The sequence below is a fragment of the Streptomyces sp. NBC_00989 genome (assembly GCF_045162655.1).
In the GTDB taxonomy this organism is placed as follows: domain Bacteria; phylum Actinomycetota; class Actinomycetes; order Streptomycetales; family Streptomycetaceae; genus Streptomyces.
On the sequence record NZ_CP108728.1, the window covers coordinates 8,588,537 to 8,613,474 of the forward strand.

Here is a 24,938-nt window from a genome sequence, read left to right on the forward strand (position 1 = left end):
CAGGTCGGTAGGAAAGAAGGCTGAAGTCGCAATGAACGCAGACGGCCGTACCAGGCTCAACCAGACGCCCGAGTGGACCGCCTTGGCCAAGCACCGTGAGGAGCTCGGAGAGGCGCAGCTGAGGGAGCTGTTCGCCGCCGATCCCGGGCGCGGCACCGGCTACACGCTCAAGGTCGGTGACCTGCACCTCGACTACTCGAAGCACCTCGTCACCGACGAGACCCTGCGGCTGCTGCACGCGCTGGCCGCCGCCACGGACGTGTTCGGGCTCCGGGACGCGATGTTCCGGGGCGAGAAGATCAACGTCACCGAGGACCGCGCGGTTCTGCACACCGCGCTGCGCGCCCCGCGTGACGCGGTGATCGAAGTCGACGGCGAGAACGTGGTGCCGCAGGTCCACGCCGTGCTCGACAAGATGGCCGGCTTCGCGGACCGCGTCCGCTCCGGCGAGTGGACCGGCCACACCGGCAAGCGCATCAAGAACGTCGTCAACATCGGCATCGGCGGCTCCGACCTCGGTCCGGCGATGGCGTACGAGGTGCTGCGGAGCTTCACCGACCGCGGTCTGACGGTGCGATTCGTGTCGAACGTGGACGGCGCCGACCTGCACGAGGCGACCCGCGACCTCGACCCGGCGGAGACGCTGTTCATCATCGCGTCGAAGACGTTCACCACGATCGAGACGATCACCAACGCGACCTCCGCCCGCGACTGGCTGCTCACCGAGCTGAAGGCCGGTCAGGACGCCGTCGCCAAGCACTTCGTGGCGCTGTCGACGAACGCCGGGAAGGTCGGCGAGTTCGGCATCGACACGGCCAACATGTTCGAGTTCTGGGACTGGGTCGGCGGGCGCTACTCGTACGACTCGGCGATCGGGCTGTCGCTGATGATCGCCATCGGCCCGGACCGTTTCCGCGAGATGCTCGACGGTTTCCACCTCGTCGACGAGCACTTCCGCACCGCGCCGGCCGAGTCCAACGTGCCTTTGCTGCTGGGGCTGTTGGGTGTCTGGTACGGCAACTTCCATGACGCCCAGTCGCATGCCGTGCTGCCGTACAGCCACTACCTCTCCAAGTTCACCGCGTATCTCCAGCAGTTGGACATGGAGTCGAACGGCAAGTACGTGGGCCGGGACGGCCAGGAGGTCGACTGGCAGACCGGGCCGGTGGTCTGGGGCACCCCGGGGACGAACGGGCAGCACGCGTACTACCAACTCATCCACCAGGGCACGAAGTTGATCCCGGCGGACTTCATCGGCTTCGCCGAGCCGGTGGCCGAGCTGAGCGGCGGGCTGAAGGCGCAGCACGACCTGCTGATGGCCAACTTCTTCGCCCAGACACAGGCGTTGGCGTTCGGCAAGACACCGGACGAGGTGCGCGCGGAGGGTGTGCCGGACGAGCTGGTGCCGCACAAGACGTTCAAGGGCAACCACCCCACGACCACGATCCTGGCCCGCGAGCTCACCCCGTCCGTGCTCGGGCAGTTGATCGCGCTGTACGAGCACAAGGTGTTCGTGCAGGGCGCGGTCTGGAACATCGACTCCTTCGACCAGTGGGGCGTCGAGCTCGGCAAGGTCCTCGCCAAGCGCGTCGAACCCGCCCTGAGCGAGGGCGCCGACGTACCCGGCCTGGACGCGTCGACGACGGCCCTGGTCGCCAAGTACCGCGAGCTGCGCGGGCGTTGAGACACCAAGTCCGCAAGTGACCAAACGCTGAAGCCCCGTACGACCGGAAGGCCGTACGGGGCTTCAGCGGATTGCCGGTGTTGCCAGTGCCGCCGGTGTCAGGCGGAAGCCGGCGGATACAGTGCGCGCGGCAGCTGGGATGCCGCCGCCGCGTCCAGCAGCCACAGGGTGCGGGCGCGGCCCTGCGCTCCGGCCGCCGGTGCCTGGATCTCGCCCGCGCCGGACAGGGCGATCGCCGCGGCCTCCGCCTTGTCCTCGCCGGCCGCGAGCAGCCATACCTCGCGGGCCGAGCGGATCGCCGGGAGGGTCAGGGTGACCCGGGTCGGCGGCGGCTTGGGCGCGCCGTGGACGCCGACGACCGTGCGCTCGGTCTCCCGTACGGCGGGCAACTCCGGGAAGAGCGACGCCACATGGGTGTCCGGGCCGACGCCCAGCATGAGGACGTCGAAGGTCGGGACGGAGCCGTGGTTCTCGGGACCGGCGGACCGGGCGAGTTCCTCGGCGTATCCGGCCGCCGCCGCTTCCACGTCGTTGCCGTAGAGGCCGTCCGACGCGGGCATGGCGTGCACGCGCTTCGGGTCCAGCGGCACCGCGTCGAGCAGTGCCTCGCGGGCCTGGGTGACATTGCGCTCCGGGTCGCCCTCGGGCAGGAACCGCTCGTCGCCCCACCACAGGTCCAGCCGGCCCCAGTCGACGGCGTCCCGGGCGGGCTGACCCGCCAGAGCCGCCAGCAGACCGTTGCCGTTGCGACCGCCGGTGAGCACGATCGAGGCGTAGCCGCGCGAGGCCTGCGCGTCCACGATCTTCGTGATCAGCCGGGCCGCGGCGGCCTGGGCCATCAGTTCCTTGTCGCGGTGGACGACGAGTTGGGGAGTGCTCACTGCGGATCAGCCTTCTTCACCGGGGGCATCTTCGCCGGGGTGGGCCGGTCGGCGTCGCCCTGGTCCGCCGGAGCGGAAGCCGATGCCGTTACCGACGCGGGCGTCGTCTCCGTAACAGAGCGCACCGGCAGGGCCGGCACCGGCTGAGCAGCCGCCTCGGCCCGCTCCGCCGCCGACTGGATGCCACCCAGCCGGTCCACGCCGAACCGCAGCGCGGACGCGTAGGTGTCGTCCGGGTCGAGCCGGCGCAGCTCCTCCGCGAGCAGCTCGGACGTCTCGCGGCGCTTGAGCGCCACCGCGCGGTCCGGCTGGCCGGGCAGGGCCAGGGTGGCCATCGCCCCGTCCGACCGGTGCAGCGTGATGGGACCGCCGGTCGTCTCCAGGCGCACCTGGGTCAGACCGGGACCGGCGGAGACCGCCCGCCGGACGTGCACGTGGAGCCGGTCGGCGAGCCACATCGCGAGCAGTTCGACGCTCGGGTTGGACTCCTCGCCCGCCACCTCGACGGAGACGATCTCCGAGGAGACCTGGTCGAGCGCGGCGGCCAGCATCGAACGCCACGGCGTGATCCGGGCCCAGGCCAGGTCGGTGTCGCCCGGTTCGTAGCTCTCGGCGCGGGACCGCAGCTCGTCGACGGGCTTCTCCGCCGCGTAGCTGTCGGTGACCCGGCGCTGGCTCAGGGCGCCCAGCGGGTCGTTCGCCGGGTCGCGCGGCGCGTCCACCGACCACCAGACCACCACCGGCGCGTCCGGCAGCAGCAGCGGCAGCACCACGGACTGGGCGTGGTCGGAGACCTCGCCGTAGAGCCGCAGGATGACCGTCTCGCCGCTGCCCGCGTCCGCGCCGACCCGTACCTCGGCGTCGAGGCGGGACTGGGTGCGGCCCCGGGGTGAGCGCGAGACGCGCTTGATGACCACGAGCGTGCGCGAGGGGTGCTCGTGCGACGCGTCGTTGGCGGCCTTCAGGGCGTCGTAGGCGTTCTCCTCGTCCGTGACGACGACAAGGGTGAGCACCATGCCGACGGCCGGGGTGCCGATCGCGCGGCGGCCCTTGACGAGCGCCTTGTTGATCTTGCTGGCAGTGGTGTCGGTGAGGTCTATTTTCATGGCCGACGCCAGCTCCGTCCCTCTCGTGCGAGCATTTCGTCCGCCTCGACCGGACCCCACGTCCCGGACTGGTACTGCGCGGGCTTGCCGTGCTTGTCCCAGTACTGCTCGATCGGGTCGAGGATCTTCCAGGACAGCTCGACCTCCTCGGTGCGCGGGAAGAGGTTCGAGTCGCCGAGAAGGACGTCGAGGATCAGGCGCTCGTACGCCTCCGGGCTGGACTCCGTGAACGACTCGCCGTAGGCGAAGTCCATGGAGACGTCCCGGATCTCCATCGAGGTGCCGGGCACCTTGGAGCCGAAGCGGACCGTGACGCCCTCGTCGGGCTGGACGCGGAAGACGATCGCGTTCTGGCCCAGCTCCTCCGTCGCCGTCTGGTCGAAGGGGGAGTGCGGGGCGCGCTGGAAGACCACCGCGATCTCGGTGACGCGGCGGCCCAGGCGCTTGCCGGTGCGCAGGTAGAAGGGGACGCCCGCCCAGCGGCGGTTGTCGACCTCGACCTTGATGGCGGCGTAGGTGTCGGTCTTCGACTTGGGGTCGATACCGTCCTCCTGGAGGTAGCCGACGGCCTTCTCGCCGCCCTGCCAGCCCTCCGCGTACTGCCCGCGGACCGTGTTCTTGCCCAGGTCCTTCGGCAGCCGCACCGCGCCGAGCACCTTCTCCTTCTCGGCGGCCAGCGCGTCGGCGGAGAAGGAGGACGGCTCCTCCATCGCGGTCAGCGCCATCAGCTGGAGCAGGTGGTTCTGGATGACGTCACGGGCGGCGCCGATGCCGTCGTAGTAACCGGCCCGGCCGCCGATGCCGATGTCCTCGGCCATGGTGATCTGCACGTGGTCCACGAAGGACCGGTTCCAGATCGGCTCGAACATCGTGTTGGCGAAGCGGAGCGCCAGGATGTTCTGGACGGTCTCCTTGCCGAGGTAGTGGTCGATGCGGAAGACCTGGTCCGCGGCGAAGACCTCGTGCACGACCTTGTTGAGGTCCTCGGCCGACTTCAGGTCGTGGCCGAAGGGCTTCTCGATGACCGCGCGGCGCCAGGAACCCTTCTCCTGGTCGGCGAGCCCGTGCTTCTTCAGCTGCTGGATGACGACCGGGAAGGAGCGCGGCGGCACCGACAGGTAGAAGGCGAAGTTGCCGCCCGTGCCCTGCGCCTTGTCCAGCTCGTCGATCGTGTCGCGGAGCCGCTCGAACGCGTCGTCGTCGTCGAAGGTGCCCTGGACGAAGCGCATCCCCTGGACGAGCTGCTGCCAGACCTCCTCACGGAACGGCGTACGGGAGTGCTCCTTGACCGCGTCGTGGACCTCCTGTGCGAAGTCCTCGTGGGCCCACTCGCGCCGGGCGAAGCCGACGAGCGAGAAGCCCGGCGGCAGCAGACCCCGGTTGGCGAGGTCGTACACGGCGGGCATCAGCTTTTTGCGTGACAAATCGCCTGTGACGCCGAAGATGACCAGGCCCGACGGCCCCGCGATGCGCGGGAGCCGTCGGTCGGCGGGGTCACGAAGCGGGTTCGCTCCGGAACCGGACTGAGGAGCCAAGGTTTCAGCCCTCCGAGGGGGCGAGGCGCGCGAGTTCCGCCTCGGTCGACTTGAGCAGGTCGGTCCAGGCCGCCTCGAACTTCTCGACGCCCTCGTCCTCCAGCAGCTGCACGACCTCGTCGTACGAGATACCGAGCGCCTCTACGGCGGCGATCTCGGCGCGGGACTGCTCGTACGTGCCGGAGATGGTGTTGCCGGTGATCTGTCCGTGGTCGTCGGTGGCCTCAAGGGTGGCCTCCGGCATGGTGTTCACCGTGTTCGGCGCCACCAGGTCGTCCACGTACAGCGTGTCCTTGTACGCCTTGTCCTTGACGCCGGTCGAGGCCCACAGCGGACGCTGCTTGTTGCCCTGCGCCTTGTCCAGGGCGGCCCAGCGGTCCGAGGAGAAGACCTCCTCGTACGCCTCGTAGGCGAGCCGCGCGTTGGCGAGACCGGCCTTGCCGCGGGCGGCCTTGGCCTCGTCGGTGCCCAGCGCGTCGATCCGCTTGTCGATCTCGGTGTCCACGCGGGACACGAAGAAGGACGCCACGGAGTGGATCTTCGAGAGGTCCAGGCCGCGCTCCTTGGCCTTCTCCAGGCCGGCGATGAACGCGTCCATGACCTCGCGGTAGCGCGCCAGCGAGAAGATCAGCGTGACGTTGACGCTGATGCCGAGGCCGATGACCTCGGTGATCGCCGGGAGACCCGCCCGGGTGGCCGGGATCTTGATCAGCGTGTTCGGGCGGTCCACCAGCCAGGCCAGCTGCTTGGCCTCGGCGATGGTCGCCGCCGTGTTGTGCGCGAGACGCGGGTCGACCTCGATGGAGACCCGGCCGTCCTGGCCGCCGCTCGTGTCGTAGACCGGACGCAGGATGTCGGCGGCGTCACGGACGTCCGCCGTCGTGATCATGCGGATGGCTTCCTCGACGGTCACCTTGCGGGCGGCGAGGTCGGTGAGCTGCTGCTCGTAACCGTCGCCCGACGAGATGGCCTTCTGGAAGATCGACGGGTTGGTGGTGACGCCCACGACGTGCTGCTGGTCGATCAGTTCGGCGAGGTTGCCGGACGTGATCCGCTTGCGCGACAGGTCGTCCAGCCAGATCGCGACGCCTTCCTCGGAGAGGCGCTTGAGTGCGTCTGTCATGGAAAATGCATCTCCTACGTGTCGTTTGTCAGCGTCAGCTCTGGGCGGCGGCGATGGATTCCCGGGCCTTGGCGGCCACGTTCTCGGCAGTGAAGCCGAACTCCTGGAAGAGCACCTTGCCGTCGGCGGAAGCCCCGAAGTGCTCCAGGGAAACGATGCGACCGGCGTCCCCGACGAACCGGTACCAGGTCAGACCGATGCCGGCCTCGACCGCGACCCGCGCCTTGACCGACGGCGGCAGAACGCTGTCCCGGTACTCCTTGTCCTGCGCGTCGAACCACTCCACGCACGGCATGGACACGACCCGCGTCGGCACACCGGAGGCCTCCAGCTGCTCGCGCGCCTCGACGGCCACGTGCACCTCGGAACCCGTACCGATGAGGATCACCTCGGGCGTACCCGTGGACGCCTCGAACAGGACGTAACCGCCCTTGGCGGTGTCCTCGTTGGCCTCGTACGTCGGCACGCCCTGACGCGTCAGCGCGAAACCGTGCGGGGCACCCTCGCCGTAGACCTTCGTGTAGCGGCGCAGGACCTCGCGCCAGGCGATGGCCGTCTCGTTGGCGTCGGCCGGGCGGACCACGTTCAGGCCCGGGATCGCGCGCAGCGACGCGAGGTGCTCGACCGGCTGGTGGGTGGGGCCGTCCTCGCCGAGACCGACGGAGTCGTGCGTCCACACGTACGTCACCGGCAGGTGCATCAGCGCGGAGAGACGCACCGCGTTGCGCATGTAGTCGGAGAAGACGAGGAACGTGCCGCCGTAGGCACGCGTGTTGCCGTGCAGCGTGATGCCGTTCAGCTCCGCGCCCATGGAGTGCTCGCGGATGCCGAAGTGGATCGTGCGGCCGTACGGGTTCGCCTCCGGCAGCGGGTTGTCCGCGGGGAGGAACGACGACGTCTTGTCGATCGTCGTGTTGTTCGAGCCCGCGAGGTCGGCGGAGCCGCCCCACAGCTCGGGGATGACCGCGCCGAGCGCCTGGAGTACCTTGCCGGACGCGGCACGGGTGGCGACACCCTTGCCCGCCTCGAACACCGGGAGCTTCTCCTCCCAGCCGGCCGGCAGCTCGCCCGCGCGGATGCGGTCGTACTCGGCGGCGCGCTCCGGGTTGTTGCCGCGCCACTCCTGGTACGACGGGTCCCACGCGGCCTTCGCCTCGCGACCCCGGTCCAGCGCCTGGCGGGTGTGCTTGAGGACCTCGTCGGAGACGTCGAAGGACTTCTCCGGGTCGAAGCCGAGAACGCGCTTGGTGGCCGCGACCTCGTCGGCGCCGAGCGCCGAGCCGTGCGCGGCCTCGGTGTTCTGCGCGTTCGGTGCGGGCCAGGCGATGATCGAGCGCATCGCGATGAACGACGGCTTGTTCGTCACCTTCTTCGCGGCCTCGATGGCGTTGTAGATGGCGTGCGGGTCCAGGTCGCCGTCCGGCTTCGGGGCGACGCGCTGGACGTGCCAGCCGTAGGCCTCGTAGCGCTTGACCGTGTCCTCGGAGACCGCGGTCTCGGTGTCGCCCTCAATGGAGATGTGGTTGTCGTCCCACAGGAGGATGAGGTTGCCGAGCTCCTGGTGACCGGCCATGGAGGAGGCCTCCGCGGAGATGCCCTCCTGGAGGCAGCCGTCACCGGCGATCGCGTAGATGAAGTGGTCGAACGGGGACTCGCCCTGCGGGGCGTCCGGGTCGAACAGACCGCGCTCGTAGCGGGCGGCCATCGCCATGCCCACCGCGTTGGCGACACCCTGGCCCAGCGGGCCGGTCGTCGTCTCCACGCCGGTGGTGTGGCCGTACTCGGGGTGCCCCGGAGTCTTGGAGCCCCACGTGCGGAACGCTTCGAGGTCGGCCAGCTCCAGGCCGAACCCGGCCAGGTAGAGCTGCGTGTAGAGGGTCAGGGACGAGTGGCCGGCGGACAGCACGAACCGGTCGCGCCCCACCCAGTCGGCGTCCGCCGGGTCATGCCGCATCACCTTCTGGAAGAGGGTGTACGCGGCGGGCGCGAGGCTCATGGCCGTACCGGGATGGCCGTTACCGACCTTCTGTACGGCATCGGCGGCCAGGACGCGGGCGGTGTCTACGGCCCGCTGGTCCAACTCGGTCCACTCGAGGTCTGTGGTGGTCGGCTTGGTGCTCACCCTGGGTCAGGGCTCCTCTCCACATGTCACGCATGTCGGATGCCGGTGCACTTGGCGCCCACCGGCCGTTGTCGAGCCTACCCCCGTAAGAACGTGCATTTTTTCGAGTCATTCCAGACTGCCGGGACTCTCGCGTATCCGCCTCCCGACTGGTCCGTTTCGCATTCGGCAACTGAATACGGAGGTGCTCGTTCGAGTGCTCAACAGAGTGGCGATCAGCTCTTCCGGGGGTGCCTTCCAACACGACCCCACCCCCGCGAATGTCCGGGTCTGGGCAACGTCTACAGTGGCGTGGTACGCGTGAGCCTTTACGGGGAGTTCACACCCGAAGGCTTGCTGGGATGTCTCTGTCAGGGGTGTGCGTGACGGCCGTTGAATCCCGTCCAGCGGGGATTGTCGGGGCGAGCCAGAGCCCGAGCCGGCGGCCGATCGGGGCCCGGGTCATGGCGTTCGTGGCGTTGACGAAGCCGCGGATCATCGAGCTGCTGCTCATCACCACCGTTCCGGTGATGTTCCTGGCCCAGCAGGGTGTGCCGGACCTCAAGCTGGTCCTCCTCACCTGCGTCGGCGGCTATCTCTCCGCCGGTGGCGCCAACGCGCTCAACATGTACATCGACCGCGACATCGACGCGCTCATGGACCGCACCTCGCAGCGCCCCCTGGTCACCGGCATGGTCAGCCCCCGCGAGTGCCTCGCCTTCGGCATCTCACTGGGCGTGATCTCGACCCTCTTGTTCGGCCTGACCGTCAACTGGCTGTCCGCCTGGCTCGCGCTCGGCGCACTCCTCTTCTACGTCGTCGTCTACACGATGATCCTCAAGCGCCGTACCTCGCAGAACATCGTCTGGGGCGGAATCGCCGGCTGCCTCCCTGTGCTCATCGGCTGGTCCGCGGTCAAGGACTCCATGTCCTGGGCCCCCGTCATTCTTTTCCTCGTCATGTTCTTCTGGACGCCGCCGCACTACTGGCCGCTCTCCATGAAGGTCAAGGACGACTACGCGCGCGTGGGCGTTCCGATGCTCCCGGTCGTCGCCTCGAACAAGGTCGTCGCCAAGCAGATCGTCATCTACAGCTGGGTCATGGTCGCGGTCTCGCTGCTGCTCACGCCCCTCGGCTACACCGGCTGGTTCTACACCACGGTCGCGCTGCTGGCCGGCGGCTTCTGGCTGTGGGAGGCGCACGGGCTGCAGAACCGCGCCAGGGCCGAGGTGAGCGGCGGCAAGCTCAAGGAGATGCGGCTTTTCCACTGGTCGATCACCTATGTGTCGCTCCTGTTCGTGGCGATCGCGGTGGATCCCTTCCTGCGGTAACCCCCTCTTACGGCTCCGACGGGCGGGGTGCGTGGTCAAGACCACGCACCCCGCCCGTCGCCGTTCGATCTACCCGTCGGTAGCATCCTGGCCATGGCAGACACGCAGCAGGTTGACGCGAAGGCCGAGCGCCAGGTGGCCCGCCTCGCCAAGCAGATCGGCACCTTCTCCAAGGCGCACGGCGGGGCCGAGGGCCAGGTCGCGTACATCGGGGAACGCGGCGCCCGCATCGTCCTCGTCGGCGAGGACGGCGGCTGGGGAGACCTGGTGGCCACGACGTACGAGATCGCCCAGCAGGCCGTGGAGAAGTCCGGGATCACCGTCCACGAGGACTTCGACGGCGAGTTCGCGGCCAAGGTGAGGACGGGCCCCTACGAGTGGACACGCATGGCGGGAATCCAGGTCGGCGGCCCGAGCAACGGCTGAACAGGCGCCCCAAGGCATGGCGCCCCCTCACACGGGGTGCGTACGAGCAACACCTGACACCCCGTTCACCCGTTAGGCCCCGTACAAGCGACGCAGTCACCGCCACGGGGAGTCCGGATGATCGAAACGCCGTCCCTCGTGGACCAGTACTGCCACGGCGTACTGAGAACGGAGCTGGGCCTCGGCACCTTCGAGGCCCAACTCGCGCGCACCGCGGGCCCACCCGCCCCCGGCACCACCCTCTTCGACACCCAGACCGGATTCGCCGTACGACGATGGTGCCCGCCCCTGCTCGGTCTGGAGCCGCACTGTCCGCCCGCCCGTTATCTCGCCCGGCGCCGTGAACTCGGCGTACTGGAAACGGGCCGCAGGCTGCTGCGCGGCAGTGGCATCACGACGTATCTGATCGACACGGGCCTGCCCGGCGACCTCACCGGACCCGCCGAGATGGCGACCGCGGGGCAGGCGGACGCGCGGGAGATCGTCCGCCTCGAACTCCTCGCCGAACAGGTCGCCGACACCTCCGGCACCGTCGAGTCCTTCCTCGCCAACCTCGCCGAATCGGTGCACGGCGCCGCCGCGAGCGCGGTCGCCTTCACCTCCGTGGCGGGCGTACGGCACGGCCTCGCGCTCGCGCCCGAACCGCCCGGCCCCGGCGAGGTGCGGGGCGCGGCGGGCCGCTGGCTGGCCGGGAGGCGGGTCGGCGGGACGCTCAGCGACCCGGTGCTGCTACGGCACCTGCTGTGGATCGCCGTGGCATCCGGGCTGCCGCTCCAACTGCACGCCGGACTGGGCGAACCGGGCGTGCGCATCGACCGTACCGACCCCGCCCTGCTCACCGACTTCGTGCGCGCGACGGCCGGCCTCGGCACCGACCTGGTGCTGCTGCACAGCTACCCGTACCACCGGCACGCGGCCCACCTCGCCGGCGTCTTCCCGCACGTCTACGCCGACTCCGGTGCCGCGCTCGTCCGCACCGGCGCCCGCGCCGCGACCGTGCTCGCCGAGATCCTGGAACTGGCACCCTTCGGCAAGATCCTCTTCTCCAGCGGGGCCCACGGACTGCCCGAACTGCATGTCGTGGGGGCGCGGTTGTTCCGCGAGGCGCTCGCGCGGGTGCTCGGCACCTGGGTCGCCGAGGGGGCCTGGTCACCCGCCGACGCGCAGCGGGTCGCGGGGCTGATCGCGGTCGGCAACGCAAAGAGGGTGTACGGGCTGGAGTGAGCTGTACAGACTGGGCCCATGCCGACCGACGCGTTGCTCGACCGCTTCCTGAACGAACTGGCCCCGCTGGACCCCGTCGCCGTGTGGGCCCACGGTTCGCTCGGCGGGGGCGACTACCAGGAGGGCCGCAGCGACCTGGACCTGATAGCCATCCTCGACCATCCCCTGAAGCCGAGCACCGCCCGACAGCTCGTCGCCCTGCACCGAGGGCTGCGCACCGACCCCCTCGCCGTCCGGCTGCACTGCAGCTACCTCGCCCCGGGAACGCAGGACGCCCCGAACCAGCGCCATCTCACCTGGGCGCACGACCACGTCACCCGCCGGCCCGTCACCGCCGTCACCCGGCGTGAACTGCACGAATTCGGGCGGGTGTTGCACGGCGGCTCACCGAAGGACCTGCTGCCGGCCGTGACGGACGAGGAGCTGGCCGAGTTCGTCGTACGGGACCAGCGGGAGTTCTGGCGGCCGGCCGTCGACAAGCCGCAGATCTGGCTTGAGAACGGCTGGGTCGACGTGGGCCTGACCACCTTCGCCCGCGCGACCGTCACCCGCCGGGACGGCCGCCTGATCACCAAACGCGAGGCACTCGACCTGCTGCCCGAGCTGGGGGCTCCGGTGGAGGTCGTAGAGGACGTCGTACGGCGGCGTTACGACGATCCGGTACCGTCCGCCGCCTCCGTAGAGGGTGATTGGCTCTACCGCCGGGCGGAGCTGACCCGGGCCTATCTGGGCCCGGCGATCGACGACTTGGTGACGCGCTACGGGTGAGCCATTTATTACGGGTGACGCTTCACGCGCGCGTGGGCAGTGACTGTTCCACCGACGGGCCCGGCAGGTCGGCCACGACCTCCGGCCGCTCGCGGAGCGACAGCAGCACCCGCAGCACCCCGATCCACACCAGGCAGGCGCCGAGCATGTGGAGGCCGACCAGGGCCTCGGGGAGGTTCGTGAAGTACTGGACGTAACCGATGACGCCCTGGGCGAGCAGGATCAGGAACAGGTCGCGGGTGCGGTCCAGGGGGCCCTTGGGGGCGTCGACCGCCTTGAGGACGAACCACAGGGCGAACGTCAGCGTGACCACGATCCAGGCGAGCACCGCGTGCAGCTTGGCGACCGTCTCCCAGTCGATCGGAATCCGTTCGACCTCCTTGGAGTCGCCCGCGTGCGGGCCCGCGCCGGTGACCACCGTGCCGACCGCGATCAGCAGCACGGAGGCGGTGACCAGGAACCACACCAGCTGCTGCACGGCCTTGCCGACCAGCGGCTTGGGCTCCCCGTCGCCCTCCCGGCTGCGCTGCCACATCAGCGCGGCGACCGCGATCAGCGCCGTGGTGAGCAGGAAGTGGGCCGCGACCGTGTACGGGTTGAGGCCGACGAGGACCACGATGCCGCCGAGGATCGCGTTGCTCATCACGATCCAGAACTGCGCCCAGCCCAGCCGGGTGAGGGTACGGCGGTACGGCTTCTCCGAGCGCGCGGCGATGATCGCCCAGCCGACGGCGGCGCACAGGACGTATGTCAGCATCCGGTTGCCGAACTCGATGGCACCGTGGAAGCCCATCGCGCTGGTCGTCGTGAGCGAGTCGTCCGTGCACTTGGGCCAGGTCGGGCAGCCGAGCCCGGAACCCGTCAGCCGCACGGCACCACCGGTGACCACGATGACCACCGACATGACGAGCGCGGCGAGAGCGGCCCGCCGGACCGTCCGGGGATCCGGGGTCCAGCGTGCGGCGATGAAGGCGAGGGGGTTGCGCGCGGCGGACAGGGCGTCGGCGGGGGTCAGGTTCGGCACGGGGACCATCGTAGGGGGGTGCTTGTGCACGCGTTCACGAGGGTCCCCGGCGCCGGAGTACGGCACTCACTCCCAGCGGAAGAACTTCCCCGCCGCCCCCAGCCCCACAACAGCCCACACCCCCAGAATCCCCAGGTCCCCCCAAGGCATCCCCGCCCCGTGCTGCAACACATCCCGCAGCCCGTCCGAAAGGGCGGAGATGGGCAGCAGCCCCAGCACGTCCTGCACCCCCGACGGGTACTTGTCCATCGGCACGATCACCCCGCCGCCCACCAGAAGCAGCAGGAACACCAGGTTCGCGGCGGCCAGCGTGGCCTCCGCCTTCAGGGTGCCCGCCATCAGGAGGCCGAGGCCCGAGAAGGCCGCCGTCCCCAGGATCAGCAGCAGGAACACGGCGACGGGGTTGCCGTGCGGGGACCAGCCGAGGGCGAAGGCGATCGCTGTCAGCAGGATGATCTGGAGGATCTCCGTGACCAGGACCGACGCCGTCTTCGCGGTCATCAGGCCCCAGCGGGGGAGCGGGGAGGACGCGAGGCGCTTCAGGACGCCGTAGCGGCGCTCGAAGCCCGTCGCGATGGCCTGGCCCGTGAACGCCGTCGACATCACGGCGAGGGCCAGGATGCCGGGGGTGAGGAAGTCGACGGACTTTCCCTTGCCGGTGTCGACGATGTCCACCGAGCTGAACAGGACCAGGAGGAGGGTCGGGATGACGACCGTGAGGAGGAGTTGCTCGCCGTTCCGTAGGAGCATCTTCGTTTCCAGGGCCGCCTGGGCAGCGATCATGCGGGGGAGCGGGGCCGCCCCCGGTGCCGGGGTGTACGTCCCCGGGACGGTCGTCGTCACGCGCGCAGCTCCTTGCCGGTGAGTTCCAGGAACACGTCCTCCAGGGTGTGCCGTTCGACCGAGATCTTCTCCGGCATCACCCCGTGCTGCGCACACCAGGAGGTGACCGTGGCGAGCAGTTGGGGGTCGACCTTGCCGCCGACGCGGTAGGAGCCCGGGGTCAGTTCGGCGGCCGTGGAGTCGGCCGGGAGGGCCTTCAGCAGGGAGCCGACGTCGAGGCCGGGGCGGCCGGTGAAGCGGAGGGTGTTCTCGGCGCCGCCGCGGCACAGGTCCTCGGGGGAGCCATGCGCGATGACCTTGCCCGCGTCGATGATCGCCACGTCGTCGGCGAGCTGCTCGGCCTCGTCCATGTGGTGGGTCGTGAGGATCACGGAAACACCGTCCGAGCGCAGGTCCCTGATCAGGTCCCAGGTGGCCCTGCGGGCCTGGGGATCGAGGCCTGCCGTCGGCTCGTCCAGGAAGATCAGCTCCGGGCGGCCTACGACCGCCATCGCCAGCGCCAATCGCTGCTGCTGGCCGCCGGACAGGCGGCGGTACGTCGTGCGGCCGCAACTGCCCAGCCCCAGGCGCTCGATGAGCGCGTCCACGTCCAGCGGGTGCGCGTGCAGCCTGGCGATGTGGTGGAGCATCTCGTCGGCGCGGGCACCCGAGTAGACGCCGCCGGACTGGAGCATCACGCCGATTCTGGGGCGCAGCGCGGCGGACTCGCGGACCGGGTCGAGGCCCAGGACGCGCACCGTGCCGGAGTCCGGCTTCCGGTACCCCTCGCAGGTCTCGACCGTGGTCGTCTTGCCCGCCCCGTTGGGGCCCAGCACCGCGGTGACACCCGCATCGGCCACCAGGTCGAGGCCGTTCACCGCGGTCTTCGTGCCGTACCGCTTCACCAGGGCCTGGACCTGGAGCACGGGCTCACTTCGCATGGGCCCGAGTCTAGGTACGCGGCTCGCGCCTCAGGCGGGCGGGTGCGGGATCTCCCCCGGACGGGATCTCCTCCTCACGGGGGCGGTGCAGGGGCAGCCACCGTTCCGCGTACGCCACGGCGTCCGCCACCGGGAACAGCCGTGCGTCGGCCGCGCCCACCTTTCCCCGCACGACGGGACGGTCCCGTTCGAAGTCGTGGCCCAGTTCGTCGAAGCGGTCGGAGGTGATCGACACCTCGGTCACCGTCTCCCAGCCGTGCGGGCCGGGGCGGCCGACCTCGACCGGCGGGGACGGGACGCGGTACTCGGCGAGATGGAAGCTCGTGCACGCGTCGTAGCCCGCGCCGAGCAGCAGCACGCGCGCGTGGAGGGCCTCCAGGCGGGCCAGCGGGCTGCGCTCGCCGAGCCGGCAGTCGGTCGCGTGGCCGGCGACGATCTCGCCCGCGCGCGGGCCGAGCGCCGCGAACGACGTCTGCGGGTGCGCCGAGCGCTCGGCGCCGGGCCAGGTGCGGACGGTCTCCGGGAGCACGCCGACGCCTCGTGAGGGCGTGACGAGGGGGTCGTAGGACGGCATGGAGGTGCGGATGGTGTCCCACCACTCCTGGGGGACCGGCGGGTTTCCCCAGTGCGCCGGGTCCGATAGGTCGCCGGATTGGGTGGGGACCACCAGGGTGCCGTCCGGGGCGAGTGCGTCGAGGAGGCCCTGGACGACCGCCACGGCGCCTCCGCAGACCCATCCGAGTGAGCTCAGGGAGGTGTGCGCGAGGAGGGTCTCTCCGGGGCGGACGCCGAGCTCGCGCAGTTGTGCGGCGACTGTGTCCCGGGTGACAAGTGGGCCGGTGGGAGGGGGTGTGGGCATGGTCGTGGAGTGTCCTCGAAGGGGGTCGGTGGCGCCAGTGGACTGATCGATCAAAGATCGTTTTCGCAGGTCAGATTAGGTATGCCTAAGTGATGCACCGCACCGTCCATCCGCCGGGCGCGGGTTGCCTGCCTCTGAGGAATTACGCAACAATGGCGTTGTGAAAAACGTTGGCGAGGCTCCGCAGGAGGAACTCGCGACCGGTGAGCGGTCCACCCGCAACCGCGTCGCGCGCTCCATCCTGGACCACGGCCCGTCGACCGTGGCCGACCTCGCCGGCCGGCTGGGGCTGACCCAGGCCGCCGTACGCCGTCATCTCGACGCACTCGTCGCCGACGATGTCGTGGAAGCACGTGAGCAGCGGGTCTACGGAGCGCGTACGCGCGGTCGGCCCGCCAAGGTGTTCGCCCTGACCGACTGCGGTCGGGACGCCTTCGACCAGTCCTACGACAAGCTCGCCGCGGACGCGCTGCGCTGGATCGCGCAGCGTGAGGGCGGGGACGAGGCCGTCGTCGCCTTCGCCCGCGACCGCATGGCCGCCCAGGCCATCGCCTACCGCAAGGTCGTCGAGGCAGCCGCCCCGGAGAACCGCGCGGAAGCCCTGGCCAAGGCCCTGAGCGCGGACGGGTACGCTGCTACGGCGCGTAGCGCACCGGTCGGTGAGCAGCTCTGCCAGCACCACTGCCCGGTCGCCCATGTCGCCGAGCAGTTCCCGCAACTGTGCGAGGCGGAGACCGAGCTCTTCTCCCAGCTGCTCGGCACCCATGTCCAGCGACTGGCCACCATCGCCCATGGCGACGGCGTGTGCACCACGTTCATCCCGAAGAACTCGAATACCCCGAAGATTTCCAAGACCGTTTCCGATCCACCGCACGCTTCTGCACGTACCGCCGGGAGGAACCCCGCATGACGCTCCCCATCGAGGAGACCGCCCACCCCGAGCTCGAGGGTCTGGGCACCTACGAATACGGCTGGGCCGACTCCGACGTGGCCGGTGCCTCCGCCAAGCGCGGCATCAACGATGACGTCGTCCGGGACATCTCCGCGAAGAAGAACGAGCCGGAGTGGATGACCAAGCTCCGTCTCAAGGGCCTGCGCCTGTTCGAGAAGAAGCCCATGCCGAACTGGGGCTCCGACCTCTCCGGCATCGACTTCGACAACATCAAGTACTTCGTGCGCTCCACGGAGAAGCAGGCGGAGTCCTGGGAGGACCTGCCCGAGGACATCAAGAACACGTACGACAAGCTCGGCATCCCCGAGGCGGAGAAGCAGCGCCTCGTCGCCGGTGTCGCGGCCCAGTACGAGTCCGAGGTCGTCTACCACCAGATCAACGAAGAGCTCGAGGCGCAGGGTGTCATCTTCATGGACACCGACACCGCGCTGAAGGAGCACCCGGAGCTCTTCAAGGAGTACTTCGGGACCGTCATCCCGGTCGGTGACAACAAGTTCGCGTCGCTGAACAGCGCCGTGTGGTCCGGCGGCTCCTTCATCTACGTGCCGAAGGGCGTGCACGTCGAGATCCCGCTCCAGGCCTACTTCCGTATCAACACGGAGAACATGGGCCAGTTCGAGCGGACGCTGATCATCGTCGACGAGGGCGCCTATGTGCACTACGTCGAGGGTTGTACGGCGCCGATCTACTCCTCGGACTCCCTGCACTCCGCGGTGGTCGAGATCATCGTGAAGAAGGGCGGCCGCTGCCGCTACACGACCATCCAGAACTGGTCGAACAACGTCTACAACCTGGTCACCAAGCGCGCCGTGGCGTACGAGGGCGCGACCATGGAGTGGATCGACGGCAACATCGGCTCCAAGGTGACGATGAAGTACCCGGCCGTCTACCTGATGGGCGAGCACGCCAAGGGCGAGACCCTCTCCATCGCCTTCGCGGGCGAGGGCCAGCACCAGGACGCCGGCTCCAAGATGGTCCACATGGCGCCGAACACGTCGTCCAACATCGTCTCCAAGTCGGTGGCGCGCGGCGGCGGTCGTACGTCCTACCGCGGTCTCGTCGAGATCGGCGAGGGCGCCCACGGCTCCAAGTCGAACGTGCTGTGCGACGCGCTGCTCGTCGACACGATCTCCCGCTCGGACACGTACCCGTACGTGGACGTCCGCGAGGACGACGTGTCCATGGGCCACGAGGCGACCGTCTCCAAGGTCAGCGACGACCAGCTCTTCTACCTGATGAGCCGGGGCATGACTGAGTTCGAGGCGATGGCGATGATCGTGCGCGGCTTCGTCGAGCCGATCGCCAAGGAGCTGCCGATGGAGTACGCCCTTGAGCTCAACCGGCTGATCGAGCTGCAGATGGAAGGTTCGGTCGGTTAAGACCGGTCTTTCAGTAAGCAGCAAGCGAATTCTGACGCAGGAAAGAGAGCAGACCGACAGCCATGGCTGAGGCTCAGAGCATTCCGGTGGGGTCCACCACCGCCGGCGCGGTGGCAGTTGCCGCCGAGTCGACCGTCGCCACGCGCATGAGCGCGCCCCCCTCCTTCGACGTGACGGACTTCCCTGTCCCCCACGGCCGCGAGGAGGAGTGGCGGTTCACCCCGCTGGAGCGCCTGCGCGGGCTGCACGACGGCACCGCGGTCGCCACCGGCGACGGTGTGAAGGTCGCCATCGGGACCCCCGAGGGGGTCATCGTGGAGACCGTCGGCCGTGACGACGCGCGACTCGGCAAGGCGGGCACCCCGGTGGACCGCGTGGCCGCGCAGGCCTACTCGTCCTTCGAGAAGGCCTCGGTCGTGACCGTCCCCAAGGAGACGGTCCTCACCGAGCCGATCCGCATCGTCGTGCACGGCGAGGGCGGCGTCGCCTACGGCCACCAGGTCGTCGAGCTGGGAGCCTTCGCCGAGGCCGTCGTCGTCATCGACCACACCGGTGACGCGGTCCTCGCCGCCAACGTCGACTACATCGTCGGCGACGGCGCCAAGCTCACCGTCGTCTCCGTCCAGGACTGGGACGACAAGGCCGTGCACGTCGGCCAGCACAACGCCCTGATCGGCCGGGACGCCACGTTCAAGTCGTTCGTCGTCACCTTCGGCGGCGACCTCGTACGACTGCACCCGCGCGTGGCCTACGCCGGACCCGGTGGCGAGGCCGAGCTGTTCGGCCTGTACTTCACGGACGCCGGCCAGCACCAGGAGCACCGCCTCCTGGTCGACCACAACGTCCCGCACTGCAAGTCCAACGCCATCTACAAGGGCGCGCTCCAGGGCGAGGGCGCCCACGCGGTGTGGATCGGCGACGTGCTCATCGAGGCCACCGCCGAGGGCACCGACACGTACGAGATGAACCGCAACCTCGTGCTGACCGACGGTGCCCGCGTCGACTCCGTGCCGAACCTGGAGATCGAGACCGGCGAGATCGTCGGCGCCGGACACGCCTCCGCGACCGGCCGCTTCGACGACGAGCAGCTCTTCTACCTGATGGCCCGCGGTATCCCGGCCGACGACGCCCGCCGACTGGTGGTCCGCGGCTTCTTCGCCGAGCTGGTCCAGCAGATCGGTGTCGCCGACATCCAGGAGCGGCTGCTCGAGAAGATCGACGCGGAGCTGGAGGCGTCGGTCTGATGTCGGCCTTCGTCCGCGCCTGCGGCTTCGGCGAGCTGGAGGAGAACACCCCGAAGCGGGTGGAACTCGACGGCACGCCGGTCTCGGTCGTGAAGACGGAGGGGGAGGTGTTCGCGATCAACGACATCTGCTCGCACGCGAACGTCTCGCTCTCCGAGGGCGAGGTGGAGGACTGCCAGATCGAGTGCTGGCTGCACGGCTCCGCGTTCGACCTGCGCACCGGCAAGCCGTCCGGCCTTCCCGCCACGCGCCCCGTACCCGTTTACCCCGTAAAGATCGAAGGGGACGACGTGCTCGTCTCCCTCACCCAGGAGTCCTGAGGAACCCATGGCAACGCTTGAAATCCACGACCTGCACGTCACCGTCGAGGCCGACAACGCCACGAAGGAGATCCTCAAGGGCGTCGACCTCACCGTGAAGCAGGGCGAGACCCACGCCATCATGGGCCCGAACGGCTCCGGCAAGTCGACCCTCGCCTACTCGCTCGCGGGCCACCCCAAGTACACGATCACCGGCGGCACCGTCACCCTCGACGGCGAGGACGTCCTGGAGATGTCCGTCGACGAGCGCGCCCGCGCCGGCCTCTTCCTCGCGATGCAGTACCCGGTCGAGGTCCCCGGCGTCTCCGTCTCCAACTTCCTTCGTACGTCCGCCACCGCCATCCGCGGTGAGGCGCCGAAGCTGCGTACCTGGGTGAAGGAGGTCAAGGAGACCATGGAGCGCCTCTCCATGGACCCCTCCTTCGCCGAGCGCAACGTCAACGAGGGCTTCTCCGGCGGTGAGAAGAAGCGCCACGAGATCCTTCAGCTGGAGCTGCTCAAGCCGAAGATCGCGATCCTCGACGAGACCGACTCCGGCCTGGACGTCGACGCCCTGCGCGTCGTCTCCGAGGGCGTCAACCGCGTCCGCGAGACCGGTGAGGTCGGCACCCTGCTGATCACGCACTACACGCGCATCCTGCGCTACATCAAGCCCGACTTCGTGCACGTCTTCTCCGGCGGCAAGATCGTCGAGTCCGGCGGCGCCGAGCTCGCCGACAAGCTGGAGAACGAGGGCTACGAGGCCTACACGAAGGGTGGCGTATCAGCGTGACAGTGGCCCGCCAGGGGCTTTCCGGCCTCCTCGACACCGAGGCGCTCCGCAAGGACTTCCCCATCCTGGACCGCACGGTCCACGACGGTAAGAAGCTCGTGTACCTGGACAACGCGGCGACCTCGCAGAAGCCGCGCCAGGTGCTCGACGCCCTGAACGAGTACTACGAGCGCTACAACGCCAACGTCCACCGCGGTGTGCATGTGCTCGCCGAGGAGGCCACGGCGCTGTACGAGGGCGCGCGCGACAAGGTCGCGACGTTCATCAACGCGCCCAGCCGCGACGAGGTGATCTTCACCAAGAACGCCTCCGAGTCGCTCAACCTCGTTGCGAACATGCTGGGTTGGGCCGACGAGCCCTACCGCGTGGACCACGAGACCGAGATCGTCATCACGGAGATGGAGCACCACTCCAACATCGTGCCGTGGCAGCTGCTCTCGCAGCGCACCGGCGCGAAGCTGAAGTGGTTCGGCCTCACGGACGACGGCCGCCTCGACCTCTCCAACATCGACGAGGTCATCACCGAGAAGACGAAGATCGTCTCCTTCGTGCTGGTGTCGAACATCCTCGGCACGGTCAACCCGGTCGAGAAGATCGTGCGCCGCGCGCAGGAGGTCGGGGCCCTGGTCCTGATCGACGCCTCGCAGGCCGCGCCGCACATGCCGCTGGACGTCCAGGCGCTCCAGGCCGACTTCGTGGCCTTCACCGGCCACAAGATGTGCGGCCCGACGGGCATCGGCGTCCTCTGGGGCCGCCAGGAGCTGCTCGAAGACCTCCCCCCGTTCCTGGGCGGCGGCGAGATGATCGAGACCGTGTCGATGCACTCGTCGACGTACGCTCCGGCGCCGCACAAGTTCGAGGCGGGCACCCCGCCGATCGCCCAGGCGGTCGGTCTCGGTGCGGCCATCGACTACCTGTCGGCGATCGGCATGGACAAGATCCTCGCCCATGAGCACGCGCTCACGGAGTACGCGGTGAAGCGCCTGCTGGACGTCCCCGACCTGCGGATCATCGGCCCCACCACGGCCGAGGACCGGGGCGCGGCGATCTCGTTCACGCTGGGTGACATCCACCCGCACGACGTGGGCCAGGTGCTGGACGAGGAAGGCATCGCGGTCCGGGTCGGCCACCACTGCGCCCGCCCGGTCTGCCTGCGCTACGGAATTCCTGCGACCACGCGAGCGTCGTTCTATCTGTACTCCACGCCGGCCGAGATCGACGCACTGGTCGACGGCTTGGAGCACGTACGGAACTTCTTCGGCTGAGGGACGTGAACTGAGACCGTGAAGCTGGATTCGATGTACCAGGAAGTCATCCTGGACCACTACAAGCACCCGCACGGCCGGGGCTTGCGGGATGGCGACGCCGAGGTGCACCACGTCAACCCGACGTGCGGCGACGAGATCACGCTGCGCGTGAAGTACGACGGCGAGCAGATCACGGACATCTCCTACGAGGGCCAGGGCTGCTCCATCAGCCAGGCATCGGCCTCCGTACTGAACGACCTCCTCGTCGGCAAGGAGCTGTCCGAGGCGCAGAAGATCCAGGAGACCTTCCTGGAGCTGATGCAGTCCAAGGGCCGCACCGAGCCCGACGACGCGATGGAGGAGGTGCTGGAGGACGCGATCGCGTTCGCCGGTGTCTCCAAGTACCCGGCACGGGTGAAGTGCGCCCTCCTCAGCTGGATGGCGTGGAAGGACGCGACGGCCCAGGCCCTGGGCGGAGCCGACTCCGACGCGGAAAGGAAGACGGCATGAGCGACACCGAGACCATGGAGATCAAGCCCGCCTCCGAGGAGGAGGTCCGCGAGGCCCTCCTCGACGTCGTCGACCCCGAACTGGGCATCGACGTGGTCAACCTCGGTCTGATCTACGGCGTGCACATCGACGACGCCAACATCGCCACCATCGACATGACCCTGACCTCGGCGGCCTGTCCGCTGACGGACGTCATCGAGGACCAGGCCAAGTCCGCGACGGACGGCCTCGTCAACGAACTCCGCATCAACTGGGTGTGGATGCCGCCGTGGGGCCCGGACAAGATCACGGACGACGGGCGGGATCAGCTTCGGGCGTTGGGGTTCAACGTCTGAGCCTGCTGACTCACCGGGAACGGCCATACCTTTGGGGTATGGCCGTTTCTTTGCATCACATCGTCATCGACACCTACGACCTTCCAGGGCTCGCCCGTTTCTGGTGCGGGGTGCTGGACTGGCGGGTGTTGTCCGAGAAGGCGCGCGAAGTGGTCATCGGACCCGACGAGTTCGCGGGGACCGGCATCTGTTTCATGCCGGTGAGCGATCCGAAGACCGTGAAGAACCGGCTGCACTTCGACCTCGCGCCGGACGACCAGGAGACCGAGGTCGAGCGGATCCTGGCGCTGGGTGCGAGGCGGGTCGATGTCGGGCAGGGCGAGGCCGTGGGCTGGGTGGTGCTCGCCGACCCGGAGGGCAACGAGTTCTGTGTCCTGCGGCCCAAGGCCTCGCTGATCGCCTTCCGCGACGCGTCCGCCCCATTGGGCCCCTAGTCGAGCCCGGTCACCAGCCGGAACGCCGAGTCGGACCGGTACTGGCTGCTGTTCTGGTAGCGGTCCAGCTTGAGTTGGAAGTTCTGGTGGCGGAGGAAGCGGCCCGGGTAGTTGACCGACTCCAGCATCACCGCGCCGGAGAAGGACGACGGGCGGGGGCAGAAGGTGGCGTCCTGTTTGAAGAGGGGGGAGCCGTCGTTGCGTTCCGCGCGGAGGATGAAGTCGCGGTGGCGGAGGTAGGTGCCGTTGGCCGTCGTGAAGGAGTAACAGGAGCTGTTCGCAAGGCCCTTGACCACCTTGAAGGTGGAGGCGCGGCGGGCCGCGGTGGAGTTGGCCGGGTTGAGCTTGACGAAGTCGCCGCTCACCTGCCAGTAGCGGTCCGGGTAGTTGACCGAGCGGACCGACTTCCAGGCGGTGGAGGACGACGAGCCCGACGAACCCGAAGAGCCCGACGATCCGTGCGAGCCCGATGAACTCCCTTGGGACGACGTCGACTTGGAGGGGGACGGTGTCTTCGCCGAGGGCTTCGACGAACCGTGTTCCGCGGCGGCGGGCGACGTGGCGCTGCTCGGCGTCTTCGTCGAGGTCGGCTTGTGCCCGTCCGGCGTGGGCGTGCCCTGGTTCGACGGGGACGCGAACGAGAGCAGGCCGGGACCGTCCGCGCCGGCCGGGGTCGTCGAGTCCGCCTTCTTCGTACGTGACGTGTCGTCAGATTGCTGGTCCGTCACGACGATTGCCGTGACGCACACGACGATCGTGGTGACGGCGAGCACCCCGGCCAGATAGAGCCGGCGGGTTCCGGGGGCCCGGGAGCTGTCAGGGTTCCAGCCGTTCTCCCAGGGGGAGTTGGGGGAAGGTGAGGGTGAACTGTCTGGCATGCGCTGTTCCTCCAGCGGCGACCATGGCGACGGCCGTGACCGTGAGAGCCAGGTGTGTGAACGGTGAAACAGTAGTGGAGTGAGAGGCCTCCGAGCAGCCGTTTCAGTGAGCGGTTTCTACGAGATTCCGGGACGGTGGCGCGTGACGTGCTGGTTGTCGTGCTGGTTCTCGTGCGACGTATGGGACTTCACGCCTCATACCCGGTGCGCTTTCGCTGCCGGCTCGTCGACGGGTGGGGCAGAACAGAGGGGATGCGGAGGGATCGTGGACGAGGTGGTCGGCGCGGCCGGGGAAGCGTTGTGCTGTGCTGCGGCCGTTCGACTGGGCGGGGCCGCGCGCGTGTTGGCGGACCGGGCCGGGCTTTCCGATCGCTACGGCCTGGTCGCGGCGGGGGTGGACGGCATCGTGGCCTCCCTCGACGGTCAGGGTCGCGATGACAGCGTGTTGGGCAGGGCGTTCGGTGCGAACTGGAACCTGGACGCCAGATATCCCGCCGAGTTGCCGGGCGGGGCCTTCTTCGGGAAGTGGACGCAATTGGTGTTCGTCGCGCTCGTGCTGACCCGGCCGAAGCAGCGGCAGCTTGGTGCCATGCGGGGGTTGGACGCGGCCTTGGCGGCGGCGGCCACCTGGCCGTCGGAGGTCCGCGCCGGCTCCTTCACCCGGTTCGTCGACTTCGAGTCGGCCTGCCAGCAAGCGGCGGAGGAGCGGCTCCGAGAGGGCGGTCTGCCCGCTCTGTGGAAGCTGGCCGAGGCGCAGTCCGAGCACTGTCGCCGGGCGGCTGAGCTGCTCGTCGGATGACTCGGATGAGGATGACGGCGGCGAGTGCAGGCCCGCCGCACGGCCAACCCTGCGCACCCGTGTGGTACTTCGCGAGCAAGTCGGGCCCTCGGCCCAGGAGTCCGAGCGGCATCGCCCTCCGGGATCCGGGCGAACCCCACGCTCCCTGAGGGGCGTTGGCCCTCCTCCGTGTGCCCCACGTCAAGCGCCCGCCCCGCTCCCCGCGCCGGAGTTCAGGACCTGATCCGCATCCGTGCGGGCGCG

The 24,938-nt window shown here is 69.1% G+C and carries 25 protein-coding genes; 15 read left to right on the top strand and 10 right to left on the bottom strand.

What is annotated here, in order from left to right; genetic code table 11:
- The first annotated feature begins 31 nt into the window (after positions 1 to 31).
- Complete coding sequence (gene pgi / locus OG714_RS38505) at positions 32 to 1,684, top strand: glucose-6-phosphate isomerase (RefSeq protein ID WP_406128061.1); 1,653 nt, start codon at positions 32 to 34, stop codon at positions 1,682 to 1,684.
- Positions 1,685 to 1,782: 98 nt separating this feature from the next.
- Here the strand turns inward: pgi and pgl are convergent, their stop codons facing one another.
- From pgl to tkt, 5 genes are read right to left on the bottom strand one after another with little or no spacing between them, the layout of a single operon-like run.
- Positions 1,783 to 2,565, bottom strand: a complete 783-nt coding sequence (gene pgl, locus OG714_RS38510; RefSeq protein WP_365307546.1) for a 6-phosphogluconolactonase — start codon at positions 2,563 to 2,565, stop codon at positions 1,783 to 1,785.
- Positions 2,562 to 3,671: a glucose-6-phosphate dehydrogenase assembly protein OpcA gene (gene opcA / locus OG714_RS38515; protein WP_406128063.1), complete on the bottom strand. Its 1,110-nt coding sequence runs from the start codon at positions 3,669 to 3,671 to the stop codon at positions 2,562 to 2,564. The genes pgl and opcA overlap by 4 nt, the downstream gene beginning before the upstream one ends.
- Positions 3,668 to 5,206, bottom strand: coding sequence for a glucose-6-phosphate dehydrogenase (gene zwf, locus OG714_RS38520; protein ID WP_406128064.1), 1,539 nt, complete (start codon positions 5,204 to 5,206; stop codon positions 3,668 to 3,670). Before zwf ends, opcA begins: the two co-directional genes overlap by 4 nt.
- A 4-nt stretch (positions 5,207 to 5,210) precedes the next feature.
- On the bottom strand, positions 5,211 to 6,329 hold the full coding sequence (gene tal, locus OG714_RS38525; RefSeq protein ID WP_406128066.1) for a transaldolase: 1,119 nt from the start codon (positions 6,327 to 6,329) through the stop codon (positions 5,211 to 5,213).
- A gap of 34 nt (positions 6,330 to 6,363) precedes the next feature.
- Positions 6,364 to 8,451, bottom strand: a complete 2,088-nt coding sequence (gene tkt, locus OG714_RS38530) for a transketolase (protein ID WP_406128068.1) — start codon at positions 8,449 to 8,451, stop codon at positions 6,364 to 6,366.
- 356 nt (positions 8,452 to 8,807) lie between these two features.
- Between tkt and OG714_RS38535 the strand changes: the two genes are divergently transcribed.
- The 4 genes from OG714_RS38535 (at position 8,808) to OG714_RS38550 (ending at position 12,179) form a co-directional block, all read left to right on the top strand.
- On the top strand, positions 8,808 to 9,761 hold the full coding sequence (locus OG714_RS38535) for a heme o synthase (RefSeq protein ID WP_406132097.1): 954 nt from the start codon (positions 8,808 to 8,810) through the stop codon (positions 9,759 to 9,761).
- Between the two features lie 93 nt (positions 9,762 to 9,854).
- Complete coding sequence (locus OG714_RS38540) at positions 9,855 to 10,187, top strand: hypothetical protein (protein WP_406128070.1); 333 nt, start codon at positions 9,855 to 9,857, stop codon at positions 10,185 to 10,187.
- Between the two features lie 117 nt (positions 10,188 to 10,304).
- Positions 10,305 to 11,411 (top strand): amidohydrolase family protein, encoded by a 1,107-nt coding sequence (locus OG714_RS38545; RefSeq protein WP_406128072.1) that lies wholly within the window; start codon positions 10,305 to 10,307, stop codon positions 11,409 to 11,411.
- Positions 11,412 to 11,429: 18 nt separating this feature from the next.
- The gene (locus tag OG714_RS38550; protein WP_406128074.1) at positions 11,430 to 12,179 is read left to right on the top strand and encodes a nucleotidyltransferase; all 750 of its coding nucleotides are present in this window, start codon (positions 11,430 to 11,432) and stop codon (positions 12,177 to 12,179) included.
- A 22-nt stretch (positions 12,180 to 12,201) separates the two neighbouring features.
- On the opposite strand, the gene OG714_RS38555 is transcribed toward OG714_RS38550, so the two are convergent.
- From OG714_RS38555 to OG714_RS38570, 4 genes are read right to left on the bottom strand one after another with little or no spacing between them, the layout of a single operon-like run.
- A complete protein-coding gene (locus tag OG714_RS38555; protein ID WP_406128076.1) occupies positions 12,202 to 13,212 on the bottom strand; it encodes a COX15/CtaA family protein in 1,011 nt (336 codons plus the stop codon).
- Between the two features lie 57 nt (positions 13,213 to 13,269).
- On the bottom strand, positions 13,270 to 14,046 hold the full coding sequence (locus OG714_RS38560) for an ABC transporter permease (protein ID WP_406128077.1): 777 nt from the start codon (positions 14,044 to 14,046) through the stop codon (positions 13,270 to 13,272).
- On the bottom strand, positions 14,043 to 14,966 hold the full coding sequence (locus tag OG714_RS38565) for an ABC transporter ATP-binding protein (protein WP_406128078.1): 924 nt from the start codon (positions 14,964 to 14,966) through the stop codon (positions 14,043 to 14,045). The genes OG714_RS38560 and OG714_RS38565 overlap by 4 nt, the downstream gene beginning before the upstream one ends.
- 10 nt (positions 14,967 to 14,976) lie before the next feature.
- Positions 14,977 to 15,825, bottom strand: coding sequence for an aminoglycoside N(3)-acetyltransferase (locus OG714_RS38570; RefSeq protein WP_406128079.1), 849 nt, complete (start codon positions 15,823 to 15,825; stop codon positions 14,977 to 14,979).
- A 160-nt stretch (positions 15,826 to 15,985) separates the two neighbouring features.
- On the opposite strand from OG714_RS38570, the gene OG714_RS38575 reads away from it, so the two are divergent.
- The 9 genes from OG714_RS38575 to OG714_RS38615 all read left to right on the top strand — a co-directional run bounded on the left by OG714_RS38575 (position 15,986) and on the right by OG714_RS38615 (position 23,018).
- Positions 15,986 to 16,735, top strand: coding sequence for a helix-turn-helix transcriptional regulator (locus tag OG714_RS38575; protein WP_406128081.1), 750 nt, complete (start codon positions 15,986 to 15,988; stop codon positions 16,733 to 16,735).
- The gene (gene sufB, locus OG714_RS38580; protein ID WP_406128083.1) at positions 16,732 to 18,156 is read left to right on the top strand and encodes a Fe-S cluster assembly protein SufB; all 1,425 of its coding nucleotides are present in this window, start codon (positions 16,732 to 16,734) and stop codon (positions 18,154 to 18,156) included. Before OG714_RS38575 ends, sufB begins: the two co-directional genes overlap by 4 nt.
- A gap of 62 nt (positions 18,157 to 18,218) precedes the next feature.
- On the top strand, positions 18,219 to 19,400 hold the full coding sequence (sufD, locus tag OG714_RS38585) for a Fe-S cluster assembly protein SufD (RefSeq protein ID WP_406128084.1): 1,182 nt from the start codon (positions 18,219 to 18,221) through the stop codon (positions 19,398 to 19,400).
- Complete coding sequence (locus OG714_RS38590; RefSeq protein WP_405947207.1) at positions 19,400 to 19,720, top strand: non-heme iron oxygenase ferredoxin subunit; 321 nt, start codon at positions 19,400 to 19,402, stop codon at positions 19,718 to 19,720. Before sufD ends, OG714_RS38590 begins: the two co-directional genes overlap by 1 nt.
- A 7-nt stretch (positions 19,721 to 19,727) precedes the next feature.
- Positions 19,728 to 20,492 carry a Fe-S cluster assembly ATPase SufC gene (gene sufC, locus OG714_RS38595; RefSeq protein ID WP_406128086.1) on the top strand — a complete coding sequence of 255 codons (765 nt, stop codon included), beginning with the start codon at positions 19,728 to 19,730 and terminating at the stop codon, positions 20,490 to 20,492.
- Positions 20,489 to 21,757, top strand: a complete 1,269-nt coding sequence (locus OG714_RS38600) for a cysteine desulfurase (protein ID WP_406128087.1) — start codon at positions 20,489 to 20,491, stop codon at positions 21,755 to 21,757. Before sufC ends, OG714_RS38600 begins: the two co-directional genes overlap by 4 nt.
- 18 nt (positions 21,758 to 21,775) lie before the next feature.
- Complete coding sequence (gene sufU, locus OG714_RS38605) at positions 21,776 to 22,249, top strand: Fe-S cluster assembly sulfur transfer protein SufU (protein ID WP_328684066.1); 474 nt, start codon at positions 21,776 to 21,778, stop codon at positions 22,247 to 22,249.
- Positions 22,246 to 22,584, top strand: coding sequence for a metal-sulfur cluster assembly factor (locus OG714_RS38610; RefSeq protein WP_019060535.1), 339 nt, complete (start codon positions 22,246 to 22,248; stop codon positions 22,582 to 22,584). Before sufU ends, OG714_RS38610 begins: the two co-directional genes overlap by 4 nt.
- A gap of 38 nt (positions 22,585 to 22,622) precedes the next feature.
- A complete protein-coding gene (locus OG714_RS38615; protein WP_406128090.1) occupies positions 22,623 to 23,018 on the top strand; it encodes a VOC family protein in 396 nt (131 codons plus the stop codon).
- Here OG714_RS38615 and OG714_RS38620 read toward each other — a convergent pair.
- Positions 23,015 to 23,896 (bottom strand): AbfB domain-containing protein, encoded by an 882-nt coding sequence (locus OG714_RS38620; protein WP_406128092.1) that lies wholly within the window; start codon positions 23,894 to 23,896, stop codon positions 23,015 to 23,017. The two genes, OG714_RS38615 and OG714_RS38620, sit on opposite strands and share 4 nt — an antisense overlap.
- Positions 23,897 to 24,161: 265 nt before the next feature.
- On the opposite strand from OG714_RS38620, the gene OG714_RS38625 reads away from it, so the two are divergent.
- Positions 24,162 to 24,695, top strand: coding sequence for a hypothetical protein (locus OG714_RS38625; protein WP_406128094.1), 534 nt, complete (start codon positions 24,162 to 24,164; stop codon positions 24,693 to 24,695).
- The last annotated feature ends 243 nt before the right edge of the window (positions 24,696 to 24,938 follow it).